Source organism: Glycomyces sp. NPDC021274 (assembly GCF_040641195.1).
GTDB lineage: Bacteria > Actinomycetota > Actinomycetes > Mycobacteriales > Micromonosporaceae > Glycomyces.
The window spans coordinates 1-1,970 of record NZ_JBFADC010000043.1; the positions used below are offsets into that span (position 1 = coordinate 1).

Consider the following 1,970-nt stretch of genomic DNA (forward strand, 5'->3'; position numbering starts at 1 on the left):
TCCAAGTAAGAGCTCCCAGCGGAACAGGTCAGGGCGGTACGGCGCCATCGGCGTCGTACCGCCCGTACCCTTTGAAGTACAGCGGACGTCAAATAGCGGGCGTCCACGACTAAAGGACACACACCATGCTGATCGCTCAGCGCCCCTCGTTGACCGAAGAGGTCGTCGACGAGTACCGCTCCCGGTTCGTCATCGAGCCGCTGGAGCCGGGCTTCGGCTACACCCTCGGCAACTCCCTCCGCCGGACCCTGCTCTCCTCGATCCCGGGTGCGGCGGTCACGTCCATCCGCATCGACGGCGTGCTGCACGAGTTCACCACCGTGCCGGGTGTCAAGGAGGACGTCACCGACCTGATCCTCAACATCAAGCAGCTGGTCGTCTCCTCGGAGCACGACGAGCCGGTCGTGATGTACCTGCGCAAGCAGGGCCCGGGTCTGGTCACCGCCGCCGACATCGCGCCGCCGGCCGGTGTCGAGGTGCACAACCCCGACCTCGTCCTCGCCACGCTCAACGGCAAGGGCAAGCTGGAGATGGAGCTGACCGTCGAGCGCGGTCGCGGCTACGTCTCCGCCGTGCAGAACAAGCAGGTCGGCCAGGAGATCGGTCGGATCCCGGTCGACTCCATCTACAGCCCCGTGCTCAAGGTCACCTACAAGGTCGAGGCGACCCGTGTCGAGCAGCGCACCGACTTCGACAAGCTGATCGTCGACGTCGAGACCAAGCAGGCGATGCGTCCGCGCGACGCCATGGCTTCGGCCGGCAAGACCCTGGTGGAGCTGTTCGGTCTCGCCCGCGAGCTGAACATCGACGCCGAGGGCATCGACATGGGTCCGTCCCCGACGGACGCCGCCCTGGCCGCCGATCTGGCGCTGCCGATCGAGGAGCTGGAGCTCACCGTCCGCTCCTACAACTGCCTCAAGCGTGAGGGCATCCACTCCGTGGGCGAGCTCGTCGCGCGCTCCGAGGCGGACCTGCTCGACATCCGCAACTTCGGTGCGAAGTCGATCGACGAGGTCAAGGCGAAGCTGGCCGGGATGGGTCTCGCGCTGAAGGACTCGCCCCCCGGGTTCGACCCGACCGCCGCTGCCGACGCGTTCGGCGCGGACGACGACGCGGACGCCGGTTTCGTGGAGACCGAGCAGTACTGATCCGTCTGACGGCGGGGTGGTCGACGTTCTCGGCTGTCCCGCCGTTTCGGCTGGGGCTCTGTCCTCGAACGCCGGACGGGCTGATGCAGAAACCCCCTGCTGGGGGCCCGGGGGTTGTCCCCTGGGCGAATGCAGTGTGACTTCCGCGGGGCGGCCGCCTCGTGGGAACTGACACCGGTACCTGATACGGCCGGTGCAGCAATGAAGGAGATACACCATGCCGAAGCCCACCAAGGGCGCCCGTCTGGGCGGCAGCGCTGCGCACGAGAAGGCGCTCCTGCGCAACCTGGCGACCAACCTCTTCGAGCACGGCCGCATCACGACGACCGAGGCCAAGGCCCGTCGTCTGCGTCCGTTCGCGGAGCGTCTGGTGACCAAGGCGAAGAAGGGCGACCTTCACAACCGCCGCCAGGTCATGGAGCTGATCACGGACAAGAGCGTCGTGCACACGCTCTTCACCGAGATCGCGCCGCGGTTCGCGGAGCGTCCGGGTGGCTACACCCGTATCACCAAGATCGGCAACCGTCGTGGCGACAACGCCCCGATGGCCGTCATCGAGCTGGTCGAGGGCGAGATCGCCAAGAAGGCGACCGTCGCCGAGGCCGAGGCCGCTGCCAAGCGCGCGGTCAAGGAGGCCGACGAGGCCAAGGCTGCCGAGTCCGCCGAGGAGTCGAAGGACGCCTGAGTCCGTCGTCGCTGAGCGGTGAGCGGGTCCGCCCCCCCTGGGGGCGGGCCCGCTTTCGTCTGTGGTGGGCCTGAGAGGATTGCGGTGTGAGTGACGAAGTGGAGCCCGGGTTCGTCCGGGTGCGGCTGGACCTGTCG

Annotated in this window: 2 protein-coding genes; both read left to right on the forward strand. The window is 67.8% G+C overall.

The features are described from left to right. Nucleotides 1–125 precede the first annotated feature (125 nt). Nucleotides 126–1,148, forward strand: a complete 1,023-nt coding sequence (locus AB0I03_RS26370) for a DNA-directed RNA polymerase subunit alpha (RefSeq protein ID WP_003956430.1) — start codon at nucleotides 126–128, stop codon at nucleotides 1,146–1,148. Nucleotides 1,149–1,365: 217 nt separating this feature from the next. Further along, the gene (gene rplQ, locus AB0I03_RS26375) at nucleotides 1,366–1,833 is read left to right on the forward strand and encodes a 50S ribosomal protein L17 (protein WP_073442722.1); all 468 of its coding nucleotides are present in this window, start codon (nucleotides 1,366–1,368) and stop codon (nucleotides 1,831–1,833) included. The last annotated feature ends 137 nt before the right edge of the window (nucleotides 1,834–1,970 follow it).

Bases quoted from the DNA above. Each gene is read 5' to 3' on its own strand.
- AB0I03_RS26370 (WP_003956430.1), top strand. From the start codon at position 126: ATGCTGATCGCTCAGCGCCCCTCGTTGACCGAAGAGGTCGTCGACGAG.
- rplQ (WP_073442722.1), top strand. From the start codon at position 1,366: ATGCCGAAGCCCACCAAGGGCGCCCGTCTGGGCGGCAGCGCTGCGCAC.